Source organism: Bacillus sp. AY18-3 (assembly GCF_008042305.1).
GTDB lineage: Bacteria > Bacillota > Bacilli > Bacillales > Bacillaceae_G > Bacillus_A > Bacillus_A wiedmannii.
In genome coordinates this window covers 18648-42915 of record NZ_QKQR01000028.1, presented here as the reverse complement: position 1 = coordinate 42915, position 24268 = coordinate 18648, and the positions used below count along the sequence as shown (strand labels likewise).

The 24268-nt window shown below is 35.4% G+C and carries 26 protein-coding genes and 2 pseudogenes; 12 read left to right on the top strand and 16 right to left on the bottom strand.

What is annotated here, in order from left to right; all coding sequences use genetic code 11:
- Positions 1-15: 15 nt before the first annotated feature.
- The 5 genes from DM800_RS22235 to DM800_RS22215 form a co-directional block, all read right to left on the bottom strand.
- Positions 16-576, bottom strand: coding sequence for a sulfurtransferase TusA family protein (locus DM800_RS22235; RefSeq protein ID WP_147787595.1), 561 nt, complete (start codon positions 574-576; stop codon positions 16-18).
- Positions 577-664: 88 nt separating this feature from the next.
- Positions 665-928, bottom strand: coding sequence for a metal-sensitive transcriptional regulator (locus DM800_RS22230; protein ID WP_000456206.1), 264 nt, complete (start codon positions 926-928; stop codon positions 665-667).
- A 185-nt stretch (positions 929-1113) separates the two neighbouring features.
- The gene (gene cdr, locus DM800_RS22225) at positions 1114-2778 is read right to left on the bottom strand and encodes a CoA-disulfide reductase (RefSeq protein ID WP_147787594.1); all 1665 of its coding nucleotides are present in this window, start codon (positions 2776-2778) and stop codon (positions 1114-1116) included.
- A gap of 260 nt (positions 2779-3038) precedes the next feature.
- The gene (locus DM800_RS22220) at positions 3039-3623 is read right to left on the bottom strand and encodes a DUF3238 domain-containing protein (RefSeq protein WP_147787593.1); all 585 of its coding nucleotides are present in this window, start codon (positions 3621-3623) and stop codon (positions 3039-3041) included.
- 133 nt (positions 3624-3756) lie between these two features.
- Positions 3757-4341 (bottom strand): DUF3238 domain-containing protein, encoded by a 585-nt coding sequence (locus DM800_RS22215; RefSeq protein ID WP_088062022.1) that lies wholly within the window; start codon positions 4339-4341, stop codon positions 3757-3759.
- A 72-nt stretch (positions 4342-4413) separates the two neighbouring features.
- Between DM800_RS22215 and DM800_RS22210 the strand changes: the two genes are divergently transcribed.
- Entirely contained in the window at positions 4414-4887 is a 474-nt protein-coding gene (locus DM800_RS22210; RefSeq protein WP_060487586.1) for a MarR family winged helix-turn-helix transcriptional regulator, read from the top strand.
- A gap of 128 nt (positions 4888-5015) precedes the next feature.
- Here DM800_RS22210 and DM800_RS22205 read toward each other — a convergent pair whose 3' ends face one another.
- From DM800_RS22205 to DM800_RS22195, 3 genes are all read right to left on the bottom strand, one after another.
- Positions 5016-6278 (bottom strand): neutral/alkaline non-lysosomal ceramidase N-terminal domain-containing protein, encoded by a 1263-nt coding sequence (locus DM800_RS22205; RefSeq protein WP_147787592.1) that lies wholly within the window; start codon positions 6276-6278, stop codon positions 5016-5018.
- 108 nt (positions 6279-6386) lie between these two features.
- Positions 6387-7802: a stage V sporulation protein SpoVR gene (gene spoVR / locus DM800_RS22200; protein WP_001202728.1), complete on the bottom strand. Its 1416-nt coding sequence runs from the start codon at positions 7800-7802 to the stop codon at positions 6387-6389.
- Between the two features lie 114 nt (positions 7803-7916).
- Positions 7917-8477, bottom strand: a complete 561-nt coding sequence (locus DM800_RS22195; RefSeq protein WP_000214808.1) for a nitroreductase family protein — start codon at positions 8475-8477, stop codon at positions 7917-7919.
- A gap of 232 nt (positions 8478-8709) precedes the next feature.
- On the opposite strand from DM800_RS22195, the gene DM800_RS22190 reads away from it, so the two are divergent.
- The 9 genes from DM800_RS22190 to DM800_RS22150 all read left to right on the top strand — a co-directional run bounded on the left by DM800_RS22190 (position 8710) and on the right by DM800_RS22150 (position 15416).
- The gene (locus DM800_RS22190; protein ID WP_147787591.1) at positions 8710-9306 is read left to right on the top strand and encodes a hypothetical protein; all 597 of its coding nucleotides are present in this window, start codon (positions 8710-8712) and stop codon (positions 9304-9306) included.
- 127 nt (positions 9307-9433) lie between these two features.
- The gene (locus tag DM800_RS22185; protein WP_088062016.1) at positions 9434-10951 is read left to right on the top strand and encodes a spore germination protein; all 1518 of its coding nucleotides are present in this window, start codon (positions 9434-9436) and stop codon (positions 10949-10951) included.
- Complete coding sequence (locus DM800_RS22180; protein ID WP_147787590.1) at positions 10948-12030, top strand: Ger(x)C family spore germination protein; 1083 nt, start codon at positions 10948-10950, stop codon at positions 12028-12030. Before DM800_RS22185 ends, DM800_RS22180 begins: the two co-directional genes overlap by 4 nt.
- Positions 12031-12046: 16 nt before the next feature.
- Positions 12047-13156: a GerAB/ArcD/ProY family transporter gene (locus DM800_RS22175; RefSeq protein ID WP_147787589.1), complete on the top strand. Its 1110-nt coding sequence runs from the start codon at positions 12047-12049 to the stop codon at positions 13154-13156.
- Positions 13157-13201: 45 nt separating this feature from the next.
- Positions 13202-13711, top strand: a complete 510-nt coding sequence (locus DM800_RS22170; protein WP_147787588.1) for a PCYCGC motif-containing (lipo)protein — start codon at positions 13202-13204, stop codon at positions 13709-13711.
- Between the two features lie 120 nt (positions 13712-13831).
- Positions 13832-14080, top strand: coding sequence for a YhdB family protein (locus tag DM800_RS22165; protein ID WP_001195461.1), 249 nt, complete (start codon positions 13832-13834; stop codon positions 14078-14080).
- A 163-nt stretch (positions 14081-14243) separates the two neighbouring features.
- A complete protein-coding gene (locus tag DM800_RS22160; RefSeq protein WP_147787587.1) occupies positions 14244-14663 on the top strand; it encodes a disulfide formation protein C in 420 nt (139 codons plus the stop codon).
- A gap of 12 nt (positions 14664-14675) precedes the next feature.
- Positions 14676-15128: a thioredoxin family protein gene (locus tag DM800_RS22155; RefSeq protein ID WP_147787586.1), complete on the top strand. Its 453-nt coding sequence runs from the start codon at positions 14676-14678 to the stop codon at positions 15126-15128.
- Between the two features lie 72 nt (positions 15129-15200).
- Entirely contained in the window at positions 15201-15416 is a 216-nt protein-coding gene (locus DM800_RS22150) for a DUF1540 domain-containing protein (protein WP_088062010.1), read from the top strand.
- A gap of 34 nt (positions 15417-15450) precedes the next feature.
- On the opposite strand, the gene DM800_RS22145 is transcribed toward DM800_RS22150, so the two are convergent.
- The 3 genes from DM800_RS22145 to DM800_RS22135 all read right to left on the bottom strand — a co-directional run bounded on the left by DM800_RS22145 (position 15451) and on the right by DM800_RS22135 (position 17502).
- Positions 15451-15702, bottom strand: a complete 252-nt coding sequence (locus DM800_RS22145; protein WP_088062008.1) for a hypothetical protein — start codon at positions 15700-15702, stop codon at positions 15451-15453.
- A 103-nt stretch (positions 15703-15805) separates the two neighbouring features.
- Positions 15806-16567, bottom strand: a complete 762-nt coding sequence (locus tag DM800_RS22140) for a L,D-transpeptidase (RefSeq protein WP_147787585.1) — start codon at positions 16565-16567, stop codon at positions 15806-15808.
- Positions 16568-16635: 68 nt separating this feature from the next.
- On the bottom strand, positions 16636-17502 hold the full coding sequence (locus DM800_RS22135; protein ID WP_147787584.1) for an SDR family oxidoreductase: 867 nt from the start codon (positions 17500-17502) through the stop codon (positions 16636-16638).
- Between the two features lie 203 nt (positions 17503-17705).
- On the opposite strand from DM800_RS22135, the gene DM800_RS22130 reads away from it, so the two are divergent.
- A complete protein-coding gene (locus DM800_RS22130; RefSeq protein ID WP_147787583.1) occupies positions 17706-19007 on the top strand; it encodes an NCS2 family permease in 1302 nt (433 codons plus the stop codon).
- On the opposite strand, the pseudogene DM800_RS22125 reads toward DM800_RS22130, so the two are convergent.
- From DM800_RS22125 to DM800_RS22115, 3 genes and pseudogenes are all read right to left on the bottom strand, one after another.
- Positions 19004-19479: pseudogene (locus DM800_RS22125) on the bottom strand (hypothetical protein). The gene DM800_RS22130 and the pseudogene DM800_RS22125 overlap by 4 nt on opposite strands.
- Positions 19480-19680: 201 nt before the next feature.
- Positions 19681-20535, bottom strand: a complete 855-nt coding sequence (locus DM800_RS22120) for a patatin-like phospholipase family protein (protein ID WP_087985830.1) — start codon at positions 20533-20535, stop codon at positions 19681-19683.
- Between the two features lie 128 nt (positions 20536-20663).
- Positions 20664-21125 (bottom strand): MarR family transcriptional regulator, encoded by a 462-nt coding sequence (locus tag DM800_RS22115; protein ID WP_098857300.1) that lies wholly within the window; start codon positions 21123-21125, stop codon positions 20664-20666.
- 140 nt (positions 21126-21265) lie between these two features.
- Between DM800_RS22115 and DM800_RS22110 the strand changes: the two are divergent.
- Positions 21266-22447, top strand: a pseudogene (locus DM800_RS22110) (MFS transporter).
- 22 nt (positions 22448-22469) lie between these two features.
- Here DM800_RS22110 and kdpDN read toward each other — a convergent pair.
- Both kdpDN and kdpC read right to left on the bottom strand, forming a co-directional pair.
- A complete protein-coding gene (gene kdpDN, locus DM800_RS22105; protein WP_147787582.1) occupies positions 22470-23624 on the bottom strand; it encodes a KdpD-like non-kinase potassium sensor in 1155 nt (384 codons plus the stop codon).
- A gap of 56 nt (positions 23625-23680) precedes the next feature.
- A complete protein-coding gene (kdpC, locus tag DM800_RS22100; protein WP_147787581.1) occupies positions 23681-24262 on the bottom strand; it encodes a K(+)-transporting ATPase subunit C in 582 nt (193 codons plus the stop codon).
- Positions 24263-24268 lie beyond the last annotated feature (6 nt).

Sequence of the window (24268 nt, the reverse complement as noted above, 5' to 3'; positions counted from 1 at the left end):
TTTATTTAAAAAATTTTATTTTTCCACATTGCCTTGCCACTCTAACATGCCTGGAATGACATTTTTCACATTTGCATAACCTTTCTCTTTCAACATGTGGCAAGCTACATCACTACGGTTACCAGTTCGGCAAACAACATAAATTTGCTTCTTCTGATCTAACGCTGCACTGTCTAATTCTCCTAACGGCACGGAAACAGCCGATGGAATATGACCAAAAGCGAATTCCGCCGCTTCACGAACATCTAATACAATACACTCTTCACCACTTAATAATATCTCTTCCAATTCCGAATTCGTAATTGTTTGAGGATATTTCACTACTTCATTCACTTCCTGCTCGTGTGCTTTTCTAACGTAATGCATCAATAGATCACCTTCGTGTTTCGTCCCGATGTACTGATGACCTACTTTACTCGCCCAACTTTGTATATCTACAGTAGACCCTTTATCTGTTGCATGAACTTCAATCACTTGCCCTGATGTCAAACCTTCCATCGCCTTCTTCGTCTTCACAATCGGCATCGGACAGGCCAAACCTTTACAATCTAAACTCATATCCACTTTTATACTCATAGTCGATTCCTCCATAATTTATACACATATACCTGTAGGGGTATATTAAAATGTTTTTGAAAATCTGTCAACACTTATGTTTGACAGATTATCGGCTTTTTACAAGTAATTGAACAGCTTCTTTAATTAACTCTTCATTTGAACCATTACCGCTTTCAAACTGCTCACGCAAACATTGCTCTAAATTCGTTCCCACAACAAGTCCAATTGTACGATCAAGTGCAGAACGAGATGCCGTTAACTGTGTAATAACCTCTCGGCAATCTTTTCCTTCTTCCATCATACGAAGCACACCACGAACCTGACCTTCAATACGTTTCAATCTATTTTTCATATCTTGATTATATTCCATTCTATAATCACCTCATTACCATTATGTCACTATTTATAACCTATGACAATATATTATACCCTATAGGGTATTTTGCAAACCCCTATTTTTAATGTTTATCTTATATGTTCACAAAACAAAACGTGAAACCTTAATACATAAGCTTTCATCTTCCACTAAATTTTGAAGTGGAAGATGAAAAAATATTAATACGCAACACGTTCTGGTAATACTGTCCCATACAATTTAAAGCCACCATCTACATTCTTTACCTTATATCCTTTTTCCATTAACATGCGCGCTGCGACATAACCTCTCATACCAAGTTGACAAGTAATATATATTTCTTTATCTACCGGTACTTCATCCAAACGATCACGTAACTCATCTAAGGGGATATTAATAGAACCTTTAATCATTCCTTGTTTGAGTTCATTAGGCTCTCGAACATCAATAAGATATCCACCATTTTCAACAATACGATCTACCTCATGCCATTGTACTGTGTCCACAAAACCATCTACTATATTACTTGCCGCATACCCCACCATGTTTACTGGGTCTTTTGCAGAAGAATAAGGCGGGGCATATGATAATTCTAAATCTGGCAAATCAATTACGGTTAAGTTTGCCTTCATTGCCGTTGCAATAACATCAATACGCTTATCTACACCGTCACGCCCTAACGCCTGCGCCCCATAAATTTTTCCGCTTTCTTTATTAAAAATTAATTTTATTAACACTGGCGTCGCATTCGGATAATATCCCGCATGCGAATTCGCCTGTACATGTACTACCTCATAGGGTATATTTAATCGTTTTAATATTTTCTCATTTACTCCCGTCGCAGCAACTGTTAAATCAAAAACTTTAGCTACAGAAGTTCCCAGCGTACCTTTATATAAAGAATCCGTATGACCATGAATAATATCTGCTAACATGCGACCTTGACGATTAGCTGGCCACGCTAACGGAATCATCGTTTCTGTTTCTGTAACAAAATCCTTTACTTCAATCGCATCACCAATTGCATATATGTGCGGGTCCGACGTTTGAAAACTCTCATCTACCTTTATCGTTCCTCTAACTCCTAGTGCTAACCCTGCATCCTTCGCTAAACTGCTCTCTGGTTGCACACCAATTGCTAAAATAATCATATCTGTCTTTATGATTGAACCCCTTTTTAAACGTACAACAGTCCCGTTCTCTTCTAATGTATCTACACCATCTTCTAAAACAAGCTCAACATTGTGCTTTTTCATATGCTCATGCACATATGCTGCCATTTCATAATCAATTGGTGGCATTACTTGATTTGCCATCTCTACAAGAGTAACATCAATTCCTCGTTCTCTTAAGTTTTCAACCATTTCAACTCCAATAAATCCGCCACCAATAACCGTCGCATGACGTGGTTTCTTCTCATCAATATACGCTTTAATGCGATCTGTATCAGGTACATTTCGTAACGTAAACATCGCCTTCGCTTCTTCAATACCTGGAATAGATGGAACGATTGGTTTTGCTCCTGGTGAAAGAATTAAAATATCATATCCCTCGTTATATGTTTCATTTGTAGTTACATTCTTTATCGTAATTGTTTTCTCTTCTTTATTAATCTTTACCACTTCACTCAATACACGTATATCTAAATTAAAACGCTTTGACATCCTTTCAACAGTTTGTACTAATAACTTTTGTCTTTCTGTAATAACACCGCCAATGTAGTATGGTAATCCACAATTCGCAAATGAAATATATTCACCACGCTCCACCATAATAATTTCATCTTCTTCACTTAAACGACGAAGCCTTGCAGCTACTGATGCCCCGCCGGCAACTCCACCTACTACTACAATTTTTCTAGACATATTTTAAACCTCCATATGATTTATTTACTCAATGTATCAAAAACAGAAAACTTATACCCGTATGGGTATATAATAAAATATACAAAAATCATTTTCAATATATATATCTTTTGTTCACAAATTCGAAACAAAAAAGAACCTAGCTATCTCCAGGTTCCTTTCTGTATGATTAAATCCATGCCTAAAGGCGGCGTAGTATGGAGTAATACTTATTTTTGACGGCTGAATTCATTTACGAATGAAGTAATTTGTCATACTTCCTATAAAATCTTTGTAAAACGATAATCCATTTCTCCACCTAACGCTTCAGGTGTATCACCAGTTTCTCTAAAATCATGTGTATAAATTTGTTCAAATGAACCGAAATCTACTTGCTTATAAAATTCATAGCAAGGGAAACCATCATGTTCTCCTTGAATATCGATACTACCATCCTTTTTCACACATACAGTTAATAAATAGTCCACAGGAGGAGCATACACATTTAACGGATTACTTGCACTTGCTCTCATTTTGAATTGCACACCATCAGAATTCCATTCAATATCCGTACACACAATATTTTCAGTACTCGCTTTTCCTGTTCTTTTATTCACCGAACCATCTGGGTTTGTAACCTTCTCTGTCGTAATACCCGTGTCCGCATATGAAAACACTTCTTCTTTATAAAAATCCACTACTATCTCTTGCTCAACTCTAGAGCGCATAGCGTTTACCGCATACGGTGTAAATTCACGGGAATCACCTTCGAATTGGATTACTTTTCCCGTTTCCATATCCTTCTTAGCTTCAGTCCAAGACATTGGAATAAATACACTGGCTCTAATTTTAACGATATTAGTCATAAGAAACACCTCTATAATTTTATTTTAAATACTGCATATCATTGAGTAAAACAGATCACAATTTCGGTCCCATAATCAATAGATTTCTCTTTTAACGTTTGCTACTTCCTTCTGAAAAATAGCGCTATATTTATTAGATTGTCGTTTTAAAACTATATTCCATTTCTCCAGCTAGTGCTGCTGGGGTATCATCCGTTTCTCTGAAATCATGTGTGTATATTAATTCAAATGAACCAAAGTCTATTTGTTTATAAAATTCATAGCAAGGGAAACCATCATGTACACCTTCAACATGCACAGTACCACATTCATTAACTCGTATAGTCAAAAAATAGTCAGCTGCAGGTGCTGTCGTGTTTAACGGATTACTTGCACTTGCTCTCATTTCAAATGAAACTTCATCTTCACTCCATACAATATTTGTACATACAATGCTTTCTGTACTTGTTTCTCCTTTTTGATACTCAATTGAGCCATCTGGATTTGTAATCTTCACAGTGACGATACAAGCATCTGCATATGTGAAAATTTCTTTTTTATAAAAATCAATATTCACTTCTTGTTCTAATCTTGAACGCTTTGTGTTCACAGCGTATGGTGTAAACTCACGTGCATCTCCAGCATATTCAAACACTCTTCCTGTTGCAGAATCCTTAATAGGTTCCAGCGATGCATATGGTGCAAATACACTCCCTCTAATTTTAACGATATTAACCATGTATATTCCGTATAGTACAATAGGTTTCACATGTAGTCAACTTGATTGACTATAATTACGGAGGTTATATACATGGATCATTCAACATTTAACGAACTAGACCTTACTTCACTTTTATCATTATCTTTCAGTACATTAATTACTGAACTACATGAAAAATTAAGTGAATTAGGATTTGAAGATATTAGGCCAGCACATGGTTTTATGTTCAAACGCATTCTTCCTAATGGAGCAACTGGTATAGAACTAGCTGAGTATTTAGGGATTTCCAAACAAGCTGTAAGTAAAATGGTAGATTCTCTTGAGAGTAGTGGTTACGTTACACGTAAAACGCATCCTACTGATAAAAGAGGTAAGATCATTGTTTTAACTGAACGTGGTTTGTCAGTAATGAAAGCAAAAGAAGAAATAATAGCTGAAATAGAACAGCGATGGATTGAAAACATAGGTGCAGAACGAATGCAAATGCTTAAAGAAGATTTAACAACATTCGTTACTAAAAAAAATACAGGAAAATTATCATCAAATATACGCCCTGTTTGGTAAACAAAAACTCCATATAAAAAAAGAATCCATTTTGATTATTCTTTTTCAAAATGGATTTGTTTTTTACAGTTTTATTAATAATTATTGTTTCTTTTAAATTTTATATTAAATACATGAAAGTCTATATTTTAAACATTATATGATTTCATAACTCTCTGCACAATCAAACTCGCCGTATTCTCCTCCGGTGGCATCAACAAATTTGTAGCTGGCCCATATACGACAGGACTTAATTCCACTTCATATCCACCATATACAAACTCTTCCTTTGTAGGTAAATAACAAATATATCCGTTCGTATATCCACCAAAGAAAGCTAGTTCATTTTGAAGACTCTCTTTCATTTCTAACGCAGTTTCTGAAAAAGGTTCCATCGGTATACCAGAGAACATACCATCATTAACTTGAAACAGTTGAACTTCTAAATCAATACGTAACTGCCGAATACCTTGCTTATATTTCTCTAAAACGATAGTAAGCCATTCATCCGTATTCATCCCCCACTGCTTCTCGGCCGATCGAGCCATGCTTCGTATCTCATTCATTTCAGGAATATCTTTCAACTTCATTTGCATCGTACTCGAAATCGTTCTTAAATTTACAATTGGGCTGTATGTAACTGTTGGCAACATCGTTAATACATGTCCACTAAGTGTGTAAGCCATTTTCTTTAATGCTTCTCTTGAACCGCGATACTTCGCATTTACATTACCAGCAGCCCCTTGCACAATAATAACAGGACAGTTTACTATCTTCTCAAGAACCTCTCTCGTCAGTCCAGGATAATCCGCTGATAACACATCACTATCACCTTTTAAAACATTCGGATGAGCCGTACAAAATACTACAATCCCAGATAGCTCCTTCGTTTCAGCATTTCTTATGGCTAACATACCAATTCGTTTATCTACAACACCCTCTATATTTGTTCCCATCTTTGCTCTTCCATCAGATGTTCTCTCTCTTCGGTTGACCCCAATATCACCTGTCGTAACACCCCAGCCAACTTCACAGAGCTTCAAGTTGTTATCCGCAGTAACCGCACCTTGCACTACATTATTTACTAAAATCGTTTTATACGACTTTACTAAAGGTTGCTCACCGACTGTTTCTGGACCAGAGTGTGTATGTGTATAAACAACTGTTATTCGCTCAAATGGCACATGAAGCCTACTAGCTACTCGCTCACGAATAACATTCGTATCTTCTACTAACATCCCAATATTATCAACACTTATAAACACCGTTTTCATTTCATTTTTTTCAAATACAAAGACCGTCCCGTAAATACGCTCTTCAATATTATTTATTCCTGTCTCTCTATGGTATCCGACAAAATCAATACCGACAGGCGGCGTAATATCCACCTTGCATACCCCTATTTTGCTCATTTGAATCACTCCATTTCTCTATGTAACTCCCTTTTTCAAGAATAGCATATTTAACCTTGTTCCAAATAAAAAAAGACCGGACATAGCATTCTATGTCCGGTCTTTTCATCACACATACTTCCGATGCACCATCTTCCCATCATAAGAAAACACAACGCCCTTACTCTCCACAATGGACTCCATATGCACCGTTCTTCCCCATAGCTGATGAAGATACGGTAATACTTTTTCTAAGTATTTTAAATCTAGTTCAATTCCTTCATAGCTATGTTTAATGTACAATTCCCCATTCTTTAAGTAGTCTCCATCTTCTACTACTAAGTACGGGAAACCTCCATTAGTACGCATATTTACAAGTTGATCACGCACATGCTCCCATTCTTTATCAATCACTTTATATTCTTTTCCTTGGCGCTGGAATAAGTACATATCTTCTCTCATTACGAGGTCTTTATTTAAGTAGTTTCTTAAGAACGATACGTCCCACTCAATTTCACGTACTTCAAAAATTTTGTCTCGACCAGATCCTGGTTTTACACCGCGTCGCTTCATTTCTTCTGTCGGGTTATTGTAGCGTTCTTCAATATCTTCGAACATTTTAATACCGAGGTAGTATGGGTTAATGCTTGTTTTTGATGGTTGAACTACACCTGCATTAAGCTTTGCGAATTCAATCGCTTCAGAAGATGTTAAGTCCATTTCACGAAGTATGCGTTGATGCCAGAAGGAAGCCCAGCCTTCATTCATAATCTTCGTTTCAAGCTGTGGCCAGAAATATAACATTTCCTCGCGCATCATCGTTAATATGTCGCGCTGCCACTCTTCTAGCTCACGGCTATATTCTTCAATAAAGAGGAGTAAATCTTTTTCTGGCTGCGGTGGGATTTTCTTCTTTTTATGCATATTAGGTCGTTCCCTCTTTTTGTTTCGATCATCTAAATTCCATAAATCATCGTACTGTGATATCTTTTTCTTTTCTACATCCTCTTCTAAATCTCCAATACTCCAAGCAAGTTTCGGACGCATAAGCGATGGATCAATATGTTCTTGAATGGCAAGTACTGCATCCAAGAACGTTTCTACCTCTTCTCTTCCATACTTATGTTCATACGCCTTCACACGATCTGCTGTCGCTGCCATACTCTCCACCATATCGCGTTTCGTATTAGAGAAACGAATATTATTTTTGAAGAAATCACAGTGCGCTAAAACGTGCGCCACGATTAATTTATTTTGAATTAAAGAATTCGTATCTAATAAAAAGGCGTAACATGGATTAGAGTTAATAACGAGTTCATAAATTTTACTAAGTCCTAAATCGTATTGTAATTTCATTCTGAAAAATTGCTTTCCAAAACTCCAATGCGAAAACCTCGTCGGCATCCCATATGCACCAAATGTATAAATAATTTCCGCTGGACATACTTCATAACGCATCGGATAAAAATCAAGCCCAAATCCAGTCGCAATTTCCGTAATTTCCGCAATCGCATATTGCAGCGCTTTATCTTCACTTGCTCTCATTATTTTCCCTCCTTACACTTTCCCTTAAGAAAGTGTATGATGAGGAACAAGCTTTCATGAGGATTGATTGCATAATAAAAAGACATCCTCATAAAAACGAGAATGTCTCATCTATTAACCTTCAATAATCTCCATCTTCTCAGTAATCGGTGTACGAGCTTTTCCTTCTGGTGCTTTATCGAAATAGCCAAGGTGAAGAATTCCAACGATGCGTTGACCTCTTGTTAAACCAAGTCCTTCTATAAATAATGGATTGTAGTTTAATCCGCCTGATTTCCAAACGCAACCTAATCCGCGTTCCCAAGCAAGCAGTTGGAAGTTTTGCATAAATGCACATGTTGCAGCGTAATCTTCGTCGCGTTGAATTTGACGTGGATCTTCATTAATATAAACAACAATTTGTGCCGGCGTGCTTAAGAAACGATCTGATAAAATTTTGCCGCGTTTCGCTCTTTCTTCTTCTGTGAAAGAGTTTAATACTGCATCTACTAATTTTTTGCGGCCTTCTCCAATGTATAATTTACAATTCCATGGTTCACGGTGTTTATGATTCGGTGCCCATGTTGCGTCGTTTAATAGTTCAATTAATAACTCTTTATCTACAGCTTTATCTGTAAATGTACGTACAGAGCGTCTTTCTTTAATCACATTTGCGATGGAAGTATATGTAGTCATATTTTTCTCTCCCTTATTTTCATCTATATGTATACATTTGTTATTGATATTGATTTTCAATTTCGATTATACCTTAGTTTTTTACTATTAATCAATGTTTTATGTTGGAAAACTTCCAAAAACGTCATTTTATACTGTGAATAAAAAAACTTAACTTGTTCACAAGTATTTCACATTTTATGGAAATGATATGTGTACAGTTTTCCACATTATCCATCTAGGAGGAGTTTATATGTACAAAAAAATCGCAGTAAGTATGACTATGGCAACATTATTATTCGGGGCAACCGTCTTCCCTACTTTCGCTGCCACGCCAAAAGAAATAACATTGCACCATCATAAGCCTATTTCAGAAGAAGAAATGCAGTCGCTCGAAAAACTCGGCTATAACAAACATGAAATTTGGAAAGCTGCTCATATTGCAAGAATCGGTAAAAAAGAAATAAAAGACGTTTTAGCTTACTATAAGCAAAATAAATCTTGGGAGAAAACAGCCCAGCATTTCGGTGTAGATCCAAGTAAAGTAAAAAAGCATCATATGAATAAAGAGACGAAAAAAGCACTGCTGCAAGAATTAGCAAATATGCAAAAATCTACACCAGACGGACTAAAACAAAAAATGAAAGATTATAATATCGGATTACGTCAGCTCACGGTATTAACAATCATCTCTCAAAAAAGTAATACCCCTCTTGACGATGTACTAAAAATGAAAAAAGACGGAATGGATATTAAACAAATTGCAGAAAAATTAAATGTAAAAAAGGAAGATATACGAGCAGAAATGATTAAATTAGTGAAGTCTATTAAGGAAAAGAAAACAAATTAATACGCCAAAAAAAGGAAGGGATTCCCAATATCCTTCCTTTTCTTTATGAACTTTCAATTTTCAAGTATAAATTCCCGCCTTTCCCAAAAACTAACATAAGTAAATGATATATGTCAGGGGGGTAAAAATGTTCGGTTTCTCATCTGAAAAATCCAAAAAGACTACGGCAAAACCACTTTGTTCTATTCCAGAATTTATACATACCATGAAAGAATCTAGCGATTTTGTATCTTATAACGTACTTGAAGATGAAACGTTATGCTTGTTTTATTATAAATCTGTCGTGGAAGCACTTATTATTAAACAGTTTATTTTAACTCCTATGAAAAAGGAATCAGAACATATTCAGAATATCTCTGACCTATGTAATATTGTCTCCATTGAAGATATTATTACCTCTCCCTCTATTGATGATATTCGTGAGAAATTATTAGGTGGATATATTTTAGTACGCTTAAAAAGCAATTCGAATCCCGATCAATATGCTTTAATTCGTGCCGAAAGTACTGTTTTAGGAACACGATTATATAACGATACAGAAAATGAGTATAGCGTAATTGGACCTAAAATCGGTTTCGTTGAAAACCTTGATACAAATATACACTTATTGCGCCGAAATATTGTAACGGAGCAACTCATTTTCAAAGAAGTTATCGTTGGATCTATGTCAAAAACGAAAGTAGCAGTTGCTTATATTGAAGGGGTTACAAATGAACAATTTATCAACACTGCAATACAACGACTAGAAGACATTGACTTTGATGTTCCATTTGATTCGACTATGATTGAGCAATTTATTAGTGATAATAGCAATTCACCATTCCCTGTTCTATTACCTACAGAACGATTAGATCGAGCCGTATTTGCATTAATTAACGGGGAAGTTTTAATTTTAACAGATGGCTCTCCATATGCTTTATTAGGACCGACAACGTTACTAGATTTTTTCATTTCACCAGAAGATTATTATTTACCGTGGATGATTGGATCGTTCTTTCGCGTTATCCGTTTTTTCGGAGCTATATTTTCTCTTTTTTCCTCCGCTATTTATACAGCGGCTTTAACATATCATTATCAAATGATTCCTGCTGATTTACTAGGACCTATTATTTTCTCGAGAGCGAACGTACCTTTCCCGCCTATTCTAGAAGCACTCTTTCTAGAGATTACAATCGAATTGCTTCGTGAAGCGGGAGCACGTTTACCGACGAAAGTCGGACAAACAATTGGTATTGTTGGCGGGATTGTAATTGGGCAAGCATCTGTTGAAGCCGCTTTAACGAGTACGATTTTATTAATTGCAGTTGCTTTATCCGCTCTTGCATCTTTCACAACGCCGACTGTAAAAATGTCTTCTACTATTCGGTTGTTACGATTTCCGCTTATTCTTTTAGCTGGTGCATTTGGTGGATTAGGTCTTATTGTCGGGTTTGTGTTTATTTTAGCTCATTTAATTAAATTAAAATCACTTGGATCACCTTATTTATTACCTTTATACCCATTTCGTGGTTTAGGTACAGCGGAAGGTTTTTTCCGTTTACCGTTTAGCCAAACTGCACAAAGGCCTTCTTTCCTTAGACCAAAATCTAAATGGCGCTATAATCCGAACAAAGCGAAGCAAAAACGTGATGGTGATAATGAATGAAAAAACTCTTATTGTTCCTTATTATAACCCTTTTTGTTCTACAAACTGGCTGTACACAAACGTATATAGTGGATACACAGCGTATTATTCATATTGCTGGATTTGACATCACAAAAAACAAAAGATTCCAAGGAACGATCTTATTTCCAGAGTATACACATGGTGTAAAATCGAAACCAGAAACTCAATCAACATCTGCCCGCTCACTTGAAACAATCGCTTCACGATTAAATGCAAAATCCCCCCACAATGTAGTTGTAGGTCAAATGCGTGTCGTTCTATTTGGAAAAGATCTAGGAGAACAAGGAATGGGGGAAATTATTACTAACTTACAACGTGACCCAAATATCGGGCGTGATGTACAACTAGCAATTGTAGATGGATCGGCTGAAGAGCTTTTAAATTATGGAAAAAAAAATGGTTCGTTATACATTGCTGATTTACTTGAACAAAATATACGAAACGAGAACATTCCACAAACCACATTAAACATTTTTTTATATAATTACTACTCTTCTGTATGTGATGCGTATGTTCCTTATATTAAAATGGACGATAATCATTCCGTGGCTGTCAAAGGACTTGCTTTTTTAAAAGGTGATAAAGTCGTTATGTATACAGATAAAAGACATTCTGTTTTAGCAAAATTACTTATTAACCCTACGAAAAATGGACGTTACGAAGCAGCGATAAAGAAGAACAAACATAAAGGTATGATTGTCATACAAAACTTAGCTGGGGAAAGCAAGTATGATATTGATCAAACTGGTGACATACCAAAAGTAAAAATCCATTTAAAACTAAATGGACTAATTAAAAACTCCCCTAATTGGATTGATTTAAGAAAAAAAACAAATATCAATTATATAAAAAAACAAATTGAACGAAACGTTGAACAAGATTGTGAAGAATTAATAAAAAAATTTCAACAAAAGAGAATTGATCCTTTAGGAATACGCGATGAAATTAGAAGCCATACGAGAAAATGGAATATAAACCAAATTCGGAATATGTACCCGAATATAGCTGTGGATATAAATTTAGATATTAACATTGTACAATCTGGAATTGGGGAATAGTGAGGTGAAATAAGCAATGCATACAATGAATAAAACAAAGACTGTCTCTCCATATTTTGCATTTGTTTTGTTACATTCTCTTCAAATTGGAATAGGAATTCTAGGATATCAACGGGTAATTTTAAAAAATGCTGGTTATGACGCTTGGATATCTCTAATCATAGCAGGTATTGCAACTCATATTGTACTGTTTTGCATGCTAAAAATGTTAGAAAAAGATGGCGATTTAATTAGCATTCATACAACGAGCTTTGGAAAATGGATTGGTTCTATATTTTCTGTAATTTTTACTCTTTATTGCTTATTATTTTGCCTTACTGTTCTTCGTACATATATGGAAGTAATACAAGTTTGGATTTTCCCTACCATTAAGTTATGGAAACTAACCCTTATGTTTTTATTAGTGACTTACTATATTATAAAGGGAGGATTTCGCTCTGTGACGGGAATATGTTTTTGGGGAGTCGTTCTTCCTATTTTCGTTGTATTCTTTTTAATTTATCCAATGAAATATGCACATTTCCGCAATATTTTACCAGTTTTTACACATTCACCTTTTGACATGCTTATATCTGCAAAACACTCTGCGTTAGAGTTTCTTGGTTTTGAGACAATCTTAATCTTCTATCCATTTATTGAAAAAGGAAAATCCTTAAAAAGATGGGCTCATGCAGGTATTGCTTTTAGTACCTTAATTTATGTAGTTTTAGCCATCGTATCTTTTATGTATTATAGCGAGGGCCAATTAAATCACACGATTTGGCCTACTTTAACAATGTTAAAAATCATTAAAGTCCCTTTCATTCAACGCTTTGAATATATTATTATTTTCGTTTGGTTTTTAATTATTTTGCCAAACCTTTGTTTAACCATTTGGTCATCATGTCAAACGATGAAGCGTTCATTCCATATTCCCTTTACATTCACATTACCATTTTTTATTTTCATGGTCTTTACAGCTTCCTTATTTTTCACAAACCGTGAGAGTATCAATACATTAAATACGGTGCTATCTCAAGCTGGTTTATATATTGTATACGCCTATATCCCAATTCTATTTCTATTTCATTCACTACGATGGCGTTTCAAAAATCAGTCGAAAAAATCTTCAACCGATACACCATAATCTCTGATACAATTTGATTAATACATTTGTAAAGGGGACAAGCGTATGAAGAAATATGTATTTTCTTTACTTGCAATACTGAGTTTAATTCTTGCTGGTTGCGGAGCTACTAGTACAAATGAAAAGAAATCATCTGAATCAAAAGAAGAGCATGACCACGCATCGCATACTCAGCAAGCTGACATTCAAGAAAAAACAAAAGGAGTCGACACACTTCCTACCTTCCTAGACAAGCTTGATCCACAAATGAAAGATATCTACACTGTCGCTGGGCAAAATGCAGAGCTATTAGATTGGATTCCATGTTACTGCGGTTGTGGTGAGAGTGTAGGACATAAAAATAATAAAAACTGCTTTATTCGTGAAATTAAAAAGAATGGTGAAGTTGTTTGGGATTCCCACGCAACGACTTGTGTCAATTGCTTAGAAATCGCAATTGAATCTGCGTCCATGAAACAAAAAGGAAAATCAACATTGGAAATTCGCAACTATATTGACAATAAATATAAAGAAGGATATGGAAAACCAACACCTACACCAATGCCAAAAGCTTAAAAACGAGGAAACACCTCGTTTTTTCTTTTCATTCACTTTTTTTCTTAACAAATTCTTTCAAGTGTATTTCCCCTTACTTGTCACACACTATATATAACTCCTCAGTAAGGAGGGTACACAGTGCAAACATATAACGACTATGACAAAGCTCTCTATTACACGTATAGCTGTAATTGGGATAAATTACTCGTTCTTATGGTTCAAACGAACGATCAACTATTTTCTAAGCGTATTGAACATTTTTTACACGCTTATCAATACAGTAAAGAAATGCCAGAAGTTGATAAACAATTGCAGCTCCTATTTCAATATATTGACCATGCATCCCAAAAGTCACATATAGAAGAAGTAGAGCAAATTCAAATGTAAAATATAGCGCTATTCTCTTCAGGAGAATGGCGCTTTTTTAAATATCGATATCAATAAAAGTTTTCCTTATAAAACTTTTATTGATAAACATATTTTTTCTTTCTTTTCTGTGCCACTTCATACTATAATTTAGTATGTAACTATTATAAGAGAGGTATAAAATATGAGACGAGAAAAAAAGCAAGAATATGCTTTACTTACCGCATGGGGAGCTTCTTTTGTCGCTACACTAGGAAGTCTGTATTTTTCCGAAATCATGAAATTTGAGCCTTGTGTACTTTGTTGGTATCAACGTATTTTTATGTATCCATTCGTTTTATGGCTTGGTATCGCTGTAGCAAAGAAAGATTATCGCATCGCAAGTTATTCTTTACCAATTGCAAGTATCGGTGCTTGTATTTCTTTATATCACTACGCAATTCAAAAAGTTGCAGCATTTTCAGCTGCTGGAGCAGCTTGCGGCCGTGTACCTTGCACCGGAGAATTCATAAACTGGTTTGGTTTTATTACAATCCCGTTTTTAGCACTTATCGGCTTTATTACAATCGCTGTATGTAGCTTTATTGCAATAAAAAACAAATAAGGAGATGAAACAATGAAAAAAATGCTTATATTTGGTGGTATTATTATCGCCTTGTTTGCAGCAATTTTCGCTGTCACACAAATGGAAGAAAAAAATGCTACTAGCCAAAAAATTGATAATACTACTGAGAGTAAGACAAATGGCCCTGACTACTATACAAACAAAATCTCTCTTTCAGATCTTCAAAAGAATTTAAAAGAGAAAAAAGAAGAAACAGTATACTTTTATCAAACATCTTGCGTTCATTGCCAAAAGCTATCTCCTGTCTTAGTACCAATGGCTAAAGACTTGAACGTTGATATGAAAGTTATGGATATTGAAAAACTAGATGCTCCTTGGGATGAATATAAAATTAAAGGAACTCCAACAATCATTCACTTTAAAGATGGCAAAGAAGTAAGCCGTATTAGTGGTGAACAACCGAAAGACAAATTAAAAGAATGGCTTGAGCAAACGAAAAAATAATGCGAAAAGGAAACTCCTTCTACACATGAAATGGGCGTAAAATCCCAAACTAATGTATAAGGAGGGGGTTTTATGCCAGAAGTGAAATGTTCTGTTTCCAATTGCTCATTTTGGGGACAAGGTAACTTTTGTCAAGCAAGTGCAATCGTTGTTCAACCAGATGCACAAGAGGCTGGTTCGAATGCAAATGATTCGTATACAGGTGCGGTTTTAACAAACGAGACGCTAGAAAGTTCTGTAGCAACGAGTGTAGAAACTTGTTGTCATACATTTAAGCCAAAATATTAAACATAAAAAGCATACGATTACTCGTATGCTTTTTTTACATTCCTCTCCAAAAATCATGCATGATAAAAAAGTACAAAATAACGAGAACAACTGTCCCACATAAGGTAATGCGCCGATATATACTCTTCTCTCCTTCTCTCGCTTTCACAAATGCCCAAATAAATCCGAAAAATAATATTAAATCAAAATATGGAACATAAAAAGAAAAGACGAGAAACGCATACAAGTACACGATAAATAAACAGGTCGTTACTAAGAAAACTTTAAAAGCAAATTCACTTTTCATAATGTAACCGCCCCCTATCTGTACTGTATTATATTCATCAAAATACAATAGTTGCAGTTAAACTCGAAGTAGAAATAAGCTACCGTCTGTAATACGGTAGCCATTATGGAACATTATATTTCCGTTTATATATATTACTTAAAGTCGAGGCAGGAATTTGCTCATAACGAATTTTTTCTCCTGTTTCATCCACAATATACAAATTGTTTCCTATATAATATATTCCATCTTTTCGTTTTGAGTACACTGCATATCTTTCGTTCGGCAATACCGTTTTCACTTTCGTTAACTGCCCATTTGGTTCTTGCCAATATATATCAGCACGGTCTACTAACGTAAGCATGCCAATTTGCTCTTCTTCTACTTTACGACCATTCCAGCTCACAACGCGGTAACCAAGCTTATTCGCTTCATATTCGGGGCTCATATGAAAACGAGAAATGATTACTTTCGTCTGTAATTGCACCCGATCATATAACCATTGTATATCCCGGTCATGCATGCGAATACAGCCATTCGACTCCCGGCTTCCAATCGTCCATTCCCGATTTGTTCCATGAATCGCATACTCCTTTTTATCTAAACCTAACCAACGCGTACCGAGAGGATTATTCGGTGCACCACCAGCTATTTTTTTTCGATGGTATTCTTTATTTTTAAATTTAGTTATAATACAAAAATTACCTTCAGGCGTAGGTGTACGATCTCTTCCAGTTGTTACGGGGAATGTTTTTGTATAATTTCCATTTTCAAAAAAAGACAACTGGTTTGTCGTAAGATTCACTAATATTAAATGATCTGTATCAGCAAAAGCACTAACCGGTAGGATGAAAAATAATAGTATGACGAAATATAATTTTTTCATCTATATCCCTCCCCTAGCGCTTAATATAATTAGTGGAATTAACTTTACTTTGCTCTTATCAATGAAAACTATCCATTTACAATAACGCCTCCATTTACATGCATCATTTGTCCGGTAACATAGGATGAATCATCAGACGCTAAGTATACATATGCTGGCGCTAGTTCATATGGTTGACCAGGTCTTTGCATCGGGACATTGCTTCCAAACTGAGAGACTTTCTTCTCATCAAAACTCGATGGGATAAGTGGTGTCCAAATTGGTCCCGGCGCAACACCATTTACACGAATCCCTCTTTGCACTAACGATTGAGAAAGCGATCTTGTAAAAGCTACGATTGCTCCTTTCGTTGCGGAATAATCAATTAAAGTTTCATTTCCTTCATACGCAACGATAGACGCCGTATTTATAATGACATCCCCTTGCTTTAAATGAGAAAGTGCTTCTTTCGTAACGTGAAAATAAGAAAAAATATTAATACGAAAAGTCTTTTCTAGCTGTTCTGCTGTAATATACTCTAGCCCTTGCTGCGGATATTGCTGCGCGACATTATTTACTAAAACATTCAAACTACCTAGCTGCCGAACGGTCTCTTCTACAATATCTTTACAATGCTGTTCATTACTTAAATCACCCGGCAACAATACACATTTCCCCCCCTCTTTCTCAACATATTGTTTCGTCTCATTTGCATCTTCCTCCTCATCTAAATACGCAATCGCAATATTTGCTCCCTCTTTCGCAAAAGCGATGGAAACTGCGCGTCCAATCCCACTATCTCCTCCTGTAATTAATATATTTTTTCCTTTTAACTTTTCGCTTCCTTTATAATTTGGGTCCTCGCACTGTGGTAGAGGATTCATTAAGGATTCAATACCAGGTTGTTTATTTTGATGTTGCGCTGGCATTGTTACAAAGTTTTTTTGCTGCGGCATATCTTCTTTCAACTCCTTTTCCTTATAATATGCGCACAATAAAAACTGAAATTCACACATCGTTTTACGATTAATATTCGAATTTAAGACACAAAATATGAATTGTTGTAAACTTTTTATGCAAAACTATTGCAAAATAGTTAAAAAACGAATATTATATATAACTGTTGTGAAAATTATTCGTAAACAGAAAGGATGTTTATATGTTTAACCTTTCAAAACATAAAACTTCTATTAAAACTGAAATTATGGCAGGTATTATTACCTTCTTAACAATGGCATATATCATTGTCGTAAACCCTGTCATCCTTGGGGATGCAGGTGTTCCATTTGAACAAGCATTTACAGCAACAATTATCGCTGCTGTTGTCGGAACATTATTTATGGCAATCTTTACAAACTTACCAATCGCAATCGCACCAGGTATGGGATTAAATGCTTACTTCTCTTACTCTGTTGTAAAAGCTCATGAAGGCATGACTTTCGCAATTGCATTCTCTGCTGTATTCGTAGCAGGTATGATTTTAATTTTGTTATCATTCACATCTTTCCGTACAAAATTAATGGAAGCAATTCCTGAAAACTTAAAACATGCAATTACTGCTGGTATCGGTCTTTTCATCGCCTTTATCGGTTTACGTTTAACAGGTATCGTTACAAAAAATGAAGCAAACTTAGTTGGACTTGGTGATCTTCACTCTGCTCCAGTACTACTAGCATTAGCTGGACTTGGAATTACAATTGTCCTTATGTCTTTAAATGTAAATGGTGCACTATTTATCGGCATGCTATTAACTGGTATTATCGCTTACTTCACAGGACAATTATCGTTCTCAAACGGCGTTACATCAATGCCTGGATTACCAGAAGGAATCATCGTTTCCAATCCAATTACTGCTGTATCTGATGTAATTAACTACGGATTGTACGGCGTTGTATTTTCATTCTTCCTTGTTACATTATTCGATACAACAGGTACATTACTTGGAGTTGCTCAACAAGGTGGATTTATGAAAGATGGAAAGCTTCCAAAAGCTGGACGAGCTCTTCTATCTGACTCATTCTCAGCAACAATCGGTTCTATGTTCGGAACAACACCATCAACAGCTTACATTGAATCATCTGCTGGTGTTGCAGCTGGTGGTCGTACTGGTTTAACAACTGTTACAGTAGCTGTTCTATTTGTACTAGCAGCATTCTTCGGACCATTAGTAAGTGCTGTTTCTGGCGTATCAGCTATTACTGCACCATCATTAATTATCGTTGGTAGTCTTATGATGGGATCAGTTCGCCACATCGATTGGGACGCATTTGATGAAGCATTCCCAGCATTCTTAGTAATATTAAGCATGCCACTTACATCAAGTATCGCAACAGGTATCGCACTTGGATTTATTTCATACCCACTTATGAAAGTGGCAAAAGGTAAATTCCGTTCTGTTCACCCACTTGTGTATGTATTCGGAATCTTGTTCGCTTATCAATTAATTTTCTTACCACATTAAAATCCCTCATAAAGAGGGATTTTTTTATACGTAAAAAGTAGCGTATCGAATTTCGATGCGCTACTTTCCATTTGTAACAATCCAACGAACTACTTTCAATGCAAGAAGTAAAAGTACCTTTGTGTGTATCTTCTTGATAGCCATTATTCTCATTAGCATAATGCTCAGAGTATAGTCCTTTTGCACCAAAGGCGTTATATGCACCATTACTCACAGTTGCGTTTAATGCTCTTCCAGATTCATGGGATCCTAATTTATCCGAAGCGCTTTCAATATATGAATTATTTCCATTTGAATTAATAAAAGAAATTGCTACTGAACAACGAGATGCATTTTGATTCGTAGTTGTTTGAGCTCAGTAAGATAGTGGGTTACCGCTTATGTGACCGCTTAGAGTTGGATAGAATGCACTTGTTGAGATTGATGTTGCTAATAATACTAAAGTCGTAATCGAAAAAAACTTTCCCTTCATTAACAATCACCTCGTAAATTAAATAGTTTTTTTGTAGCGCTACATCGTCATAATACCTCTCAAGTAAATTCTCCTCAATAAGACACCCATATGTTTTACAAACTCTTTAAACACTTAAACATTCATACATTTTTAAAAAGTAACGGATAAGCGAGCAATACAAAAAAGACTGCGGAGAAACTCTTCCCCGCAGTCTAATACTTATTTTTGTAAAAACGACTGTAAATCTGCAAACTGTCTCTTTGCATCTTCATAGCCTTGCTCATATAGATTTTGTAGTTTTGCTGTATCTTTTTCCATACGATCTACTTGAAGCGGCACTTCTGGGCGAATAACAAATAAATTCCCGGCTTGCTCTTCTTTTTCAATGTAGTGAAGTGTTTCATTATATACTTCATAACGATTCAACATCGTGTTCACAAGGTTCGGATATTTTTTATATGCTTTCGCTGCCACCCATCCAAACTTTGACTTTTTCTTCGCGTAACCATGATTTCTCGTTAAAATAACGACTGATTTTTTAAACCCATCTTCCTGTGCTTTACGAACTGGAATTGGATCAGAAATCCCACCATCTAATAACTGCTTACCACGGTAATTTACTACAGGTGCAATGAAAGGTAATGAACTAGATGCTTGTAATAAATTTAGTGCATCATCATTCGTTCCTTCTTTTTCAAAATAAACAGACTGTCCTGTTTCACAATCTGTTGTTCCTACAAGGAAACGCTCTGGGCTATTAAAATATGTTTCAAAATCAAACGGGACATGTTTTTCTGGAATTTCATGAAAAATGAACTCCATATCAAACAATTGGCGTTTTCTCCATAAATTTTTATACGATAAATATTGTGGGTGTGATGCATAATCAATATTGACCGTTTTATTTCTATTTCTTTGTCTGGAAAGATACGACGCTGCATGACAAGCACCAGCTGATACACCAATTACATATGGAAAATATAAATCTTGTTCCATAAAGTATTCTAATATCCCGCCCGTATATACACCACGCATACCGCCGCCTTCTAATACTAACCCCGTATTTTCAAGCATGTTATTCTCTCCTCTTTATATATTGACTCTTTAATTATTCACCATGTTAAGTATCTTTTTCTATTATATATGAGTTCTTTTAGAAATTATATTCAAAAGTCTTGAAATAAAGGAGTTTTTTCTTCCAATTATATTTCCAAATGACCGGAGACATCCTTTATAAACCTTTGAATAAAATCTTGTTCTTCTTTCGTATATCCATCTAAAAGTAATAGCCACTTTTCTTCAGCTTGTTTATGCAATTTATCATGAGCTTTATATATTTCATTTCCGCTTTCCGTTAAGCGGAAGAAAATTTCTTTTTGATTATCTAACATTTGCATCTTCTCAACGAATTGCTTTTGAAACAACTTTGTACAAATTTTAGAGATTGCACCCTTCGTCATTCCCATTTCTGTCGTAATAGCAGTTACATTCATCAGAGCATTTTTTCCGATACACTCGATCACATGTAGTTCAGATAAAGACATACCACTTATACCTGTCTCACGAAGAAACTTCTCATTTTGCCCTTTCAAATGTTCTTCTTTTTTATGCAAAAGTGTACGAATGTCCGAAAGTATTTCCATTTGTTTCGTTGCATGATCCAATCCGTTCGCCCCCTAAGTTTCCAAAGAAACAATTTAACTATATACCATTTTAAAATCATTTTTTCATATTTACAAGTGAGAAAAACATGTTAAAATAAATTTAGTTTCCTAGGAAACTAAATTACAAGGAGGTTAACATAATGAAAAAATCCAAACTACATTTCATTTTATACGTTGTCTGTATGAGTGCCTTACTCGGTTCCTTCGCTCAAAATATTTACACACCTATCTTGCCTATGATTCAAGCTTCTTTTCACACTTCTCTTTATCTAGTAAATTTAACAGTTTCACTATTCACATTCGTTCTTGCAATTATGCAGCTCATATATGGACCTTTAATTGATACAAAAGGGAGAAAATCTATCCTTATCCCTAGTTTAATCATTAGTACAATTGGTTCAATCGGATATGCTTTTTCGGCGAACGTTTATTTATTTCTATTTTTTAGAGCTGTTCAAGCAATAGGAATAGCGGCTATACCTGTAGTTGCAGCAACGATTATCGGTGATTTATTTGAAGGAAAAGAACGCGGAGAAGCGATGAGCCTGTATCAAATGTTACTTGCTCTCGCACCTGCAATTGGCCCTCTTATAGGTGGTTATCTCGGCAGTATAAATGGCCATTTATACGTATTTTTGTTTTTATCTACACTTGGCATTCTCTTATTAATTATAAACATTTCACTACTTCCAGAAACAAAACCCACTGTAATTAAGCAACCACAAGCAAAAAAGAATTACTGGTTTATCTTAAAAAATCAAACTGGATTTTCTATTACTCTTATTGGCTTTATTCAATTTTGTATTTATTTTTGCTTCCTCATTTTTTTACCGAGCATTTTAACAAATTTATTTCACTTAACTGCAAGTGAAATTGGTCTTATATTTGTACCGATGTCCCTTTCTATTATGTTAGGAAGTTATTGCTACAAGCTTTTGCAAAAACGCCTCACAACAAAGCAAGCTTTATTCATCACTAGTTTCTTCAATATTATATGTGTCACTTTATTCTCTTTCACATATAGCATCAATATCTCATTCATCATTATCGTTACATCTTTATATGGTTTTAGTATGGGACTTTCTATGCCAACTCACACTACTTTATTAACAGAAGAATTCGTACAAGAACGCGCAACTGCTATCGGTATGTACAACTTTATTCGCTATCTCGGTATGGGAACAGGACCACTTGTAGGTGGATTTCTTTTATTTAATCAAAATTAATTTTGGATTTTCTTCATAGGTGCAATTATGTTTCTACTCATAATCTTATATGCGATGAAACTGCTACGCTTCCCTGCCACACAAAAAGCAAAATAGAGACCTACAAATGGTCTCTATTCTAAACTCTTTGATCCGCAACAATATGAATATCAATATACTTCGTTTGCCTCATAATTTCATTTACAATTGAACCTTTTCGAATTTCTTCCCATCTTGTTCTTGCTGATTGTCCGAGTAAAATTTGCGTTACTTGTAGCCTTTTCGCGACTTCAATAATAACACCCGCTGGCTTTCTTCCTTTTGCCTCTTCTAAAACAAAACTCGCATCAAATTGATTCGTTAGCAACTTCCACTCTTCAATCGTTTGCTTTTTCCCTGCTGAAAGGGACTCTATATTTTCCCTTTCAACATTTAATACATACAATTCAGCATTTAACCGATCCGCCATACGCCAACCTCTTCGTATTAACTTCTCTGCTGTTGAACTGTATTGTACACAAACGAGAATTTTTTCTTTCACACCAATCGGTTCTATAACGGTTTGGCTAATTTTCTCGTCCATATCATCGGCAACTTCCCGAAGTGATAATTCTCTTAGTGCCCCTAAATTATTAAGCGTGAAGAAATTTTGTAAGCTTTGCTCTATTTTTTCTTCCTTATATATCTTCCCGTCTATTAATCTCTTCCTTAATACTTCTGGGGTTGCATCAACGAGCTGAATTTCATTTGCTTTTTGTAAAATAAAATCTGGAATACGTTCTCGCACTTTAACATTTGTAATTTGAGCTACAATGTCATGTACGCTTTCTAAATGTTGAATATTAAACGCTGATAATACGGATATACCAGCGTCTAGCAATTCCTGTACATCCATATAACGTTTCTTATTTTTAGATCCAGGAATATTACTATGCGCAAGTTCATCCACAACAACTACTTGTGGTGCACGTTTTATAATTCCTTCTACATCGAGTTCATAAAACACTTTCTCTTTATAATCTATTTCTTTTAAAGGAACCTTTTCTAAATCAGCAATTGCGTCTTCTGTCTCTTTTCTTCCATGCGTTTCAATTAAACCAATTACAATATCCATACCGTCCTTTTTCATCTCTCTAGCATCAAGTAGCATTTTATAACTTTTCCCTACTCCTGGAGCCGCTCCTACGTATAGCTTTAACTTCCCGCGGTTTTGCTGACGAATATATTCTAAATACTCTTCTGGTGTTCGCCTTTGAAACGTTGGTTTATAGTCATCCGCATACAACACACTCACAACCTTTCTTTCGAAACAACACTACCTCAATCCGTTAGATTGAGGTAGCACTGTTACTATTTCAGTAGTTTCTGCAATTCTAAATTTAACTTTAAAACGTTTACGCGGTTCTCTCCAAATAAGCCAAGTGCAGCACCTTCTGTTTGATTTTTAATCAACTGATTTAGCTTTTCTTTTGGAATATTCGTTAATTTAGAGATACGATCCACCTGCACAGAAGCTGCCTGCGAACTAATATCAGGATCTAGCCCTGAACCTGAATTCGTCACTAGATCAATCGGCACTTCTGTTACCGGAACAGCCCGGTTTTGTTTCTTCCACTCTTCAATACTTTTCTCTACTCGTTTCTCTAAATCTGGATTAGACGGTGCATAGTTATTTGAACCAGATGCTTCTGCCTTATATTCAATACTAGAAACACGCCCATGAAAATAACGTGGATCTGTGAAATTTTGACCGATTAATTTAGAACCAATCACTTCATTTTTATCATTATATATTAGACTTCCATCCGCATTATCCTTCATTACCGCTTGTGCAATACCAGTTACAATAAGCGGGTATACAAGGCCGCACAACACTAAAAATGTAAAAGTAATACGGACAATCGATGATAGTATACTTTGTTTCTTCGCCATCTTTTT

What these genes read in the sequence shown, in the direction of transcription:
- DM800_RS22235 (WP_147787595.1), bottom strand. Translation starts at nt 576, where the DNA reads ATGAGTATAAAAGTGGATATGAGTTTAGATTGTAAAGGTTTGGCCTGT.
- DM800_RS22230 (WP_000456206.1), bottom strand. Translation starts at nt 928, where the DNA reads ATGGAATATAATCAAGATATGAAAAATAGATTGAAACGTATTGAAGGT.
- cdr (WP_147787594.1), bottom strand. Translation starts at nt 2,778, where the DNA reads ATGTCTAGAAAAATTGTAGTAGTAGGTGGAGTTGCCGGCGGGGCATCA.
- DM800_RS22220 (WP_147787593.1), bottom strand. Translation starts at nt 3,623, where the DNA reads ATGACTAATATCGTTAAAATTAGAGCCAGTGTATTTATTCCAATGTCT.
- DM800_RS22215 (WP_088062022.1), bottom strand. Translation starts at nt 4,341, where the DNA reads ATGGTTAATATCGTTAAAATTAGAGGGAGTGTATTTGCACCATATGCA.
- DM800_RS22210 (WP_060487586.1), top strand. Translation starts at nt 4,414, where the DNA reads ATGGATCATTCAACATTTAACGAACTAGACCTTACTTCACTTTTATCA.
- DM800_RS22205 (WP_147787592.1), bottom strand. Translation starts at nt 6,278, where the DNA reads ATGAGCAAAATAGGGGTATGCAAGGTGGATATTACGCCGCCTGTCGGT.
- spoVR (WP_001202728.1), bottom strand. Translation starts at nt 7,802, where the DNA reads ATGAGAGCAAGTGAAGATAAAGCGCTGCAATATGCGATTGCGGAAATT.
- DM800_RS22195 (WP_000214808.1), bottom strand. Translation starts at nt 8,477, where the DNA reads ATGACTACATATACTTCCATCGCAAATGTGATTAAAGAAAGACGCTCT.
- DM800_RS22190 (WP_147787591.1), top strand. Translation starts at nt 8,710, where the DNA reads ATGTACAAAAAAATCGCAGTAAGTATGACTATGGCAACATTATTATTC.
- DM800_RS22185 (WP_088062016.1), top strand. Translation starts at nt 9,434, where the DNA reads ATGTTCGGTTTCTCATCTGAAAAATCCAAAAAGACTACGGCAAAACCA.
- DM800_RS22180 (WP_147787590.1), top strand. Translation starts at nt 10,948, where the DNA reads ATGAAAAAACTCTTATTGTTCCTTATTATAACCCTTTTTGTTCTACAA.
- DM800_RS22175 (WP_147787589.1), top strand. Translation starts at nt 12,047, where the DNA reads ATGCATACAATGAATAAAACAAAGACTGTCTCTCCATATTTTGCATTT.
- DM800_RS22170 (WP_147787588.1), top strand. Translation starts at nt 13,202, where the DNA reads ATGAAGAAATATGTATTTTCTTTACTTGCAATACTGAGTTTAATTCTT.
- DM800_RS22160 (WP_147787587.1), top strand. Translation starts at nt 14,244, where the DNA reads ATGAGACGAGAAAAAAAGCAAGAATATGCTTTACTTACCGCATGGGGA.
- DM800_RS22155 (WP_147787586.1), top strand. Translation starts at nt 14,676, where the DNA reads ATGAAAAAAATGCTTATATTTGGTGGTATTATTATCGCCTTGTTTGCA.
- DM800_RS22150 (WP_088062010.1), top strand. Translation starts at nt 15,201, where the DNA reads ATGCCAGAAGTGAAATGTTCTGTTTCCAATTGCTCATTTTGGGGACAA.
- DM800_RS22145 (WP_088062008.1), bottom strand. Translation starts at nt 15,702, where the DNA reads ATGAAAAGTGAATTTGCTTTTAAAGTTTTCTTAGTAACGACCTGTTTA.
- DM800_RS22140 (WP_147787585.1), bottom strand. Translation starts at nt 16,567, where the DNA reads ATGAAAAAATTATATTTCGTCATACTATTATTTTTCATCCTACCGGTT.
- DM800_RS22135 (WP_147787584.1), bottom strand. Translation starts at nt 17,502, where the DNA reads ATGCCGCAGCAAAAAAACTTTGTAACAATGCCAGCGCAACATCAAAAT.
- DM800_RS22130 (WP_147787583.1), top strand. Translation starts at nt 17,706, where the DNA reads ATGTTTAACCTTTCAAAACATAAAACTTCTATTAAAACTGAAATTATG.
- DM800_RS22120 (WP_087985830.1), bottom strand. Translation starts at nt 20,535, where the DNA reads ATGCTTGAAAATACGGGGTTAGTATTAGAAGGCGGCGGTATGCGTGGT.
- kdpC (WP_147787581.1), bottom strand. Translation starts at nt 24,262, where the DNA reads ATGGCGAAGAAACAAAGTATACTATCATCGATTGTCCGTATTACTTTT.